Here is a 6,533-nt window from a genome sequence, read left to right on the forward strand (position 1 = left end):
GCCGCGGCCGCCGCATCCTAACGGACGGCCATATTGCAAGCTACATGCGCGCCAGCACCGCGCCCCACGTGAAGCCGCCGCCGACGGCCTCCATCATGACCGTGTCGCCGGCCATGATGCGGCCGTCGCGCATGGCCTGGTCGAAGGCGAGCGGGACCGATGCGGCCGAGGTGTTGCCGTGCTGGTCGACCGTGACGACCATCTTTTCGAGCGGCAGGCCGAGTTTCTTGGCCGTGCTCTTCATGATGCGGATGTTGGCCTGGTGCGGAATCAGCCAGTCGATCCCGGCCGGGGACATGCCGGCCTTGTCGAGCACCTCGTGGGCGACCTGCTCGAGCACGGTGACGGCGAGCTTGAACACGGCCGGGCCGTCCATGTATAAAAACGCGCTGCCCGAGATCGCGCCCGCGTTCAGGCTGCCCGGAATGCTCAGGATGTCGGCGTGGCGGCCGTCGGCGTGCATCTTGGTGGCCAGGATGCCCGGCTCCTCCGATGCCGTCAGCACCATCGCGCCGGCGCCGTCGCCGAACAGCACGCAGGTGGTGCGGTCCTCGAAATTGAGGATGCGCGAAAACACCTCGGCGCCGATCACGAGCACGTTCTTGTGCGCGCCCGACTTGATCAGGCTGTCGGCCACCGACACGGCGTAGACGAAGCCGCTGCAGACGGCCTGCACGTCGAAGGCGGCGCTGTTGTTGTGCATGCCGAGCTTGCGCTGGACGATGCAGGCGGTGCTCGGGAAGCTGCCGTGGTAGTCGGGGGTCGAGCTGGCCACGATGACGAGGTCGATGTCGTCGGCCGGGATGCCGGCCATCTCGATCGCCTTTTTGGCAGCCTCGACGGCGAGGTCGGACGAGAGCTGGCCGGGCGCCGCGTAGTGGCGCGCCGATATGCCGCTGCGCGAGACGATCCATTCGTCGGAGGTTTCGATGCCGTTGGCCGCCAGTTGCGCCATCAGGTCCCCGTTCGTCACGCGCCGGCTCGGCAGGTAGCTGCCGGTGCCGATAATTTTGCTGTACAAGGTCATTGGTGCCGTCCTGCTTAGGTTGTCGAGACCGATTCTTCCGGGTCGGGGGTGCGCGGCATCAACTCGGCGATCATCGTCGAAAGCTGTTCCTGCACATTGTATTTGGCCGCGTCGAACGCGCGCTTGATGGCGAACTCGTAGGAGTAGGCGTCGGCCCCGCCGTGGCTCTTGAACACCAGGCCGCGCAGGCCGAGCAGGCTGGCGCCGTTGTAGCGTGAAGGGTTGAGCCGCTTGGACAGGTTGCCCAGCGCGCCGCGCCCGAACAAGGCGCCGAGCATGGTCAGCGGGCTGCGCTTGAATTCGGTGGTCAGCACGTTCTTGAACATGCGCGCCAGACCCTCGACCGCCTTGAGCGTGACGTTGCCGACGAAACCGTCGCACACGACGATGTCGGTGGTGCCCTTGAAGATGTCGTTGCCCTCGACGTTGCCGTAGAAATTGAGCACGCCGCGCTCGTGGTCGGCGCGCAGCAGCTTGGCCGTGGCCTTGACCACCTCGTTGCCCTTGATTTCCTCGGTGCCCACGTTGAGCAGGCCGATGGTCGGACGCGCGATGCCCTCCATGGCCGACACCAGCACCGAGCCCATGATGGCGAACTGGTGCAGGTGGTGGGCCTCGCAGTCGACGTTGGCGCCGAGGTCGAGCATGTAGGTCGGCTTGTCCTTCTGATTGGGCAGAATCGAGCAGATGGCGGGACGGTCGACCCCGGGCATGGTCTTGAGCACGTAGCGCGAGACCGCCATCAGGGCCGCGGTGTTGCCGGCCGAAACGCAGGCCTTGGCCTTGCCCTCCTTGACCAGCTCGATCGCCACGCGCATCGAGGAGTCCTTCTTGCGGCGCAGCGCCACCTCGAGCGGGTCGTCCATCGTCACCACCTCGCTCGCGTGCACCACCGACAGGCGCGGATTGGCTTCGGCGCCGAGTTTTTTGAGTTCCGCGCGCAACTCGTCTTCGAGGCCGACGAGGATCAGCTCGGCTTCGGGCTGTGTTGCGAGGAATTTGATTGCCGCAGGAATGGTAACGCTGGGGCCGTGGTCGCCCCCCATGCAGTCGATGGAGATTTTTATTGTCATTTAATGGATTCGCACCGCTCAGGAACTACAGGCGGCAGGATGCGGTCTGCGCCAGCGAACGCCTGCCAGACTCAACATGTTTCAAAATGACGCTTGCCGCTTGCAGCCAAAAAAGAAAAAGCGGCACCACGCAAAAACTCACGTTGCACCGCTTTCATCCTACTCAAGAATAAGACGTCGATTACTCGTCGTTTTTGGTCTTGAGAACCTTGCGACCACGATAGAAGCCGTTCGGGCTGATGTGGTGACGCAGGTGCGTTTCACCCGTTACTGGCTCGATGCCCAGTTGCGGCGCGACCAGAAAGTCGTGCGAACGGTGCATTCCGCGCTTGGATGGGGACTTCTTATTCTGCTGAACTGCCATGATGACTCCTAATACATAAGTTCTAAAATTTTAACACAATCGACCGGCAAATACATGCGAATCGAGTATCCCAGCGGCAAAAATATTTCTTACCGACATGTTAACGCTGTTATTACATCACTACACACTGCCATACTCGACTACCACACGCGTTTGACACGTTGTTTACGTACCGCTTGTTCTGTACCGCTTGTTCTGTACCGCTTGTTCTGTACCGCTTGTTCTGTACCGCTTGTTCCGCCCCGCTTACTCGGTGCCGCCCAAATCCTTGAGGCCGGCGAACGGCGACGGCTTGGCGCCCTTGAGCGCGTCCAACAACTTGTTGTCGGGACAGGCCTCGTGCTTCGGCGACTGCGGCAACGCCAGCAGGGACTCGTCTTCGATCAGGTCGCGGATGTCGCAGTTGCGGCTGCCGACGATCGTGTCGATACTCTCGTCGTCGAGCAAAGCTTCGATCTCGTCGGCCTGCTCGTCGTCCTTGCCGAGCATGAGCACGGTCGAGGAATCGATCTCGTAGGCGAACGGGGCCAGGCAACGCTGACACATCAGTTGCACGGTGCCCGCGACCGACAACGTCATGGACGGATACCCGTGCTTGCTCGTGCCGCCCGTGACAGACCAGCAGATCTGGCCCGACTGGTCGGCGCAATCCTTGTTTAACCGGCTCATTTCGGCGACGGGTGTGACACCCTCGCGTTGGCCGTTGCTTCGACAGAACTCAAAAGCGTCGATGACAAAAGCGCTCATTTGCAGAAATTTTCCCCGGAAAACCTGCGATAATAACAGGCTTGACCCCGCGCAGTCAAAGACTTAGCGCTTTTTTTTGGCACGGGCCAAACGCCCCGTTGCTTCGGGATGCGATCGATCGGATTACCTTGATGGACCGGTCGATTTATCACCGTTACTTCTAAATAGCACGACCGCAGACCACATGATACCAACATCGCCCCCGCAGCGCCTGATCCTCGCATCGAGTTCGCCCTACCGCCGCGCCCTGCTCGAGCGGCTGCGCCTGCCGTTCGAGGTCATCGCGCCCGACATCGACGAGACGGCCCTGGCGGGCGAGACGCCCGAGACGACGGCGCTGCGGCTGGCGCGCGCCAAGGCCGGCGCGGTCGCCGCGCTGGCTCCGGGCAGCCTCGTGATCGGCTCCGACCAGGTCGCCACGCTCGACGGCGAGCAGATCGGCAAGCCGGGAGACCACGCGAACGCGCTGGCCCAGTTGCGGAAAATGCGCGGGCGGCGCGTCGTGTTCCACACCGCGCTGTGCCTGTGGGACGGGCGCGCCCCTTCGCTGACCGGCGCGGCCCAGCTCGAGAACGTGCAAACCTTGGTCACCTTCCGCGACCTGCCCGACGCCGAGCTCGACGCCTACCTGCGCATCGAGCAGCCCTACGACTGCGCCGGCAGCGCCAAGAACGAGGGCCTGGGCATCGCGGTTTTGGAGCGCATCGACAGCGACGACCCCACCGCCCTGACCGGCCTGCCCCTGATCGCGCTGACCGGCATGCTGCGGCGCGCCGGAATCCGCTTCTTCGGCGCCTGATGCCTATGCCGCCCCCCCTTCGTCATTACTGCCATTGGCAGGAATGACTTCCCGCGAAAGCGGGAACCCATGCTGAATGCGCACAGACTTAACGCATGAACCTTTTGCAAAGGAACGCCGCGTCTATGCGTATTCAGCATGGATCCCCGCTTGCGCGGGGAGTCGGTTCCGCCAGTGGCGGGACCGACGATAATCTCCTTCATCCCTAACCCACTTGACTATGCCCGGCACCCTCTACCTGATCCCCAACACGCTCGGCCCCACCGAAGCGGCCCCCGACGCCCTGTCCCACATCCTCCCTGACATGGTGCAGGCGCAGACCGCGCGGCTCGATTACTTCGTGGCCGAGAACGCGAAGACGGCGCGCGCCTTCCTCAAGCTGATCGCGCTGCGCCACCCGCTCGCCAAGCCGCTGCAGGAGATCGAGATCGCCGAACTGAACGTGAACACCCCGCCCCAGGCGCTGACCACCCTGCTCGCGCCGCTGCTGGCCGGGCGCGACGCCGGCCTGGTGTCGGAGGCCGGGGTGCCGGCCGTGGCCGACCCGGGCGCCGACCTGGTGCGGCTGGCGCACCAGCACGGCGTGACCGTGCGCCCGCTAGTGGGGCCGTCGTCGCTGCTGCTGGCCGTCATGGCCAGCGGGCTCAATGGACAGAGCTTCGCCTTCAACGGCTACCTGCCGACCGACGCCGCCCTGCGCGCCAAGCGCATCAGGGAGCTCGAACTGCGCTCGCGCGCCGAGCGGCAGACCCAGTTGCTGATCGAAACGCCGTACCGCAACGGCGCCATGCTCGAGGCGCTGACGGGCAATTGCCAGCCCGGCACCCTGATCTGCGTGGCGACCGACCTGAGCCTGCCGAGCGAATCGGTGCGCACGCTGGGCGCCGGCAAATGGAAGGCGCTGCTGGCGGCCGGCCAGGCGCCGGACTTCCACAAGAAACCGACGGTCTTCCTGCTGCTGGCGCAATAGACGCGGGCGGCGCCGCGGTGCCGCGGGGTGCCTAGTGCAGCTCGTGGGCCAGCTCGCTGACCCACTCGAAGGCGGCCAGCTCGATCGCGCGCATCTGCTTGACCGTCATACCCAGCACGCCCAGGTGCTGGTGCAGCTCGGCGCCCTCGGCCGGGTTCTCGAGCAATTCGACGACCCTGAGCATGTGGCCGAAATCGCCCTCGCGCGCCAGCAGCGCCGCGCGCACCTCGTCGGCCACGGCGACCGTGTCGAGGATGTCGCGCATCGACATCGAGAACAACGCGTCCATGAGCGACATGATGCCGACCGTGAAACCGGTGTCGGCGCAGCCGCGCCGGTTAGGGCGCACGTGCTGCGTCATCAGTTCGAGCAGCTTGCCGCGCGTGGTCGCCATCTGCAGCAGGGGCGAATTGAATTCGACCGCCCCGCCCGGCGTGGCGTAAAGCAATATCTGCAGCCAGCGCTGCAGCTGGTCGCGCCCCATCAGCATGAGCGCCTGCGACAGCGAGTCGATGCGGGTGCGCGCGCCGGCCGCCGGGGTGTTGACCAGGCGCAGCAGGTTGAGGCTGATGAGGGCGTCGCGCTTGACGCAGATTTCGATCTCCCGGCTGCCGGCGTCGTTGCGCAGCAGCTGGAGCAACTGCAGGATGACGAGTTTGGACGGCGCGATCTTTTTGCCGGTGAGCATTACCGGGCGCGCGAAATAATAGCCCTGGAAGTAGTCGAAGCCGAGCTCCATGCACTGCGTGTATTCCTCGATCGTCTCGACCTTTTCGGCCAGCAGCTTGTGCCCGGTCCCCTTGAGCGAGGCGACCAGCCCGACCAGGTCGGCGGGCGCGACGCCCTGGAGGTCGATCTTGACGACGTCGACCAGGCCGATCAGCAGGCGCACCTGCTCCGAATCGGCGACCACGTCGTCGAGCGCGAACTTGAAGCCGAGCGCCTTGAGCTCGACCACGCGCGCGATCACGGCGGCCGTGGGCACCACGGTCTCGAGGATTTCGAGGATGACCTTGTCGGTCGGCAGAAAACGGATGAAGTCGCTCATGAGCACTTCTTCGTCGACATTGACGAAGGCGAACTGGTCGCCGACGACCTGGGCCATGCCGAGCTGGGACGCGTGCGAAATGACGGCCGCGGTCGCCGCGGCGCCGTGAGTGACGTCGGCGGCGTTGACGCCGGCGGTGCGGAACAGCAATTCGAACGCGAACAGGTGCTGGTCGCGGCCCAGTATCGGCTGGCGCGCGAGGAAGAAGTCATCCGCCACATTTTGTGGCGCGACCGCAGCATCTGCCGTAACGTAAGCCAAGGGGCCACTCCAGTGAACTCAGGTGGAAGGCGCGCCGGGGCGCCCGCATGGGATAACTATACTCCGCGCCGACCGGTGGTCGAAAAACTATTTACCAAATCGATACCAGGTGTTTCTTCACGGCCTCTTTGAGCCTGGATTGCGCGGCCCCGCGCCGGGCGCGCGCGGGCGCCCCGGACGCGCCACCTTGTCGGCGCCCGCGCCCGGCGCCTTGGCGGCGGCCGCCAGCGGGCGCGGGCGCGCC

General features: G+C 64.9%; 7 protein-coding genes. 2 read left to right on the forward strand and 5 right to left on the reverse strand.

The window, feature by feature from the left end; all coding sequences use genetic code 11:
* Positions 1 to 40: 40 nt before the first annotated feature.
* The 4 genes from C7C56_RS21620 to C7C56_RS21635 form a co-directional block, all read right to left on the reverse strand.
* Entirely contained in the window at positions 41 to 1,027 is a 987-nt protein-coding gene (locus C7C56_RS21620) for a beta-ketoacyl-ACP synthase III (RefSeq protein WP_106759415.1), read from the reverse strand.
* Between the two features lie 14 nt (positions 1,028 to 1,041).
* Positions 1,042 to 2,100 carry a phosphate acyltransferase PlsX gene (gene plsX, locus C7C56_RS21625; protein WP_106759416.1) on the reverse strand — a complete coding sequence of 353 codons (1,059 nt, stop codon included), beginning with the start codon at positions 2,098 to 2,100 and terminating at the stop codon, positions 1,042 to 1,044.
* A gap of 181 nt (positions 2,101 to 2,281) precedes the next feature.
* Positions 2,282 to 2,464, reverse strand: coding sequence for a 50S ribosomal protein L32 (rpmF, locus tag C7C56_RS21630; protein WP_106759417.1), 183 nt, complete (start codon positions 2,462 to 2,464; stop codon positions 2,282 to 2,284).
* A 246-nt stretch (positions 2,465 to 2,710) separates the two neighbouring features.
* On the reverse strand, positions 2,711 to 3,211 hold the full coding sequence (locus C7C56_RS21635) for a YceD family protein (RefSeq protein WP_106759418.1): 501 nt from the start codon (positions 3,209 to 3,211) through the stop codon (positions 2,711 to 2,713).
* 184 nt (positions 3,212 to 3,395) lie between these two features.
* Here C7C56_RS21635 and C7C56_RS21640 point away from each other — a divergent pair, with 184 nt between their 5' ends.
* Together C7C56_RS21640 and C7C56_RS21645 are read left to right on the forward strand one after the other, a co-directional pair.
* On the forward strand, positions 3,396 to 4,010 hold the full coding sequence (locus tag C7C56_RS21640) for a Maf family nucleotide pyrophosphatase (RefSeq protein WP_106759419.1): 615 nt from the start codon (positions 3,396 to 3,398) through the stop codon (positions 4,008 to 4,010).
* A 220-nt stretch (positions 4,011 to 4,230) separates the two neighbouring features.
* The gene (locus C7C56_RS21645; RefSeq protein ID WP_106759420.1) at positions 4,231 to 4,980 is read left to right on the forward strand and encodes an SAM-dependent methyltransferase; all 750 of its coding nucleotides are present in this window, start codon (positions 4,231 to 4,233) and stop codon (positions 4,978 to 4,980) included.
* A gap of 31 nt (positions 4,981 to 5,011) precedes the next feature.
* Here the strand turns inward: C7C56_RS21645 and C7C56_RS21650 are convergent, their stop codons facing one another.
* The gene (locus tag C7C56_RS21650; RefSeq protein ID WP_106759421.1) at positions 5,012 to 6,289 is read right to left on the reverse strand and encodes an EAL and HDOD domain-containing protein; all 1,278 of its coding nucleotides are present in this window, start codon (positions 6,287 to 6,289) and stop codon (positions 5,012 to 5,014) included.
* Positions 6,290 to 6,533 lie beyond the last annotated feature (244 nt).

Source organism: Massilia glaciei, from assembly GCF_003011895.2.
GTDB lineage: Bacteria > Pseudomonadota > Gammaproteobacteria > Burkholderiales > Burkholderiaceae_D > Telluria_A > Telluria_A glaciei.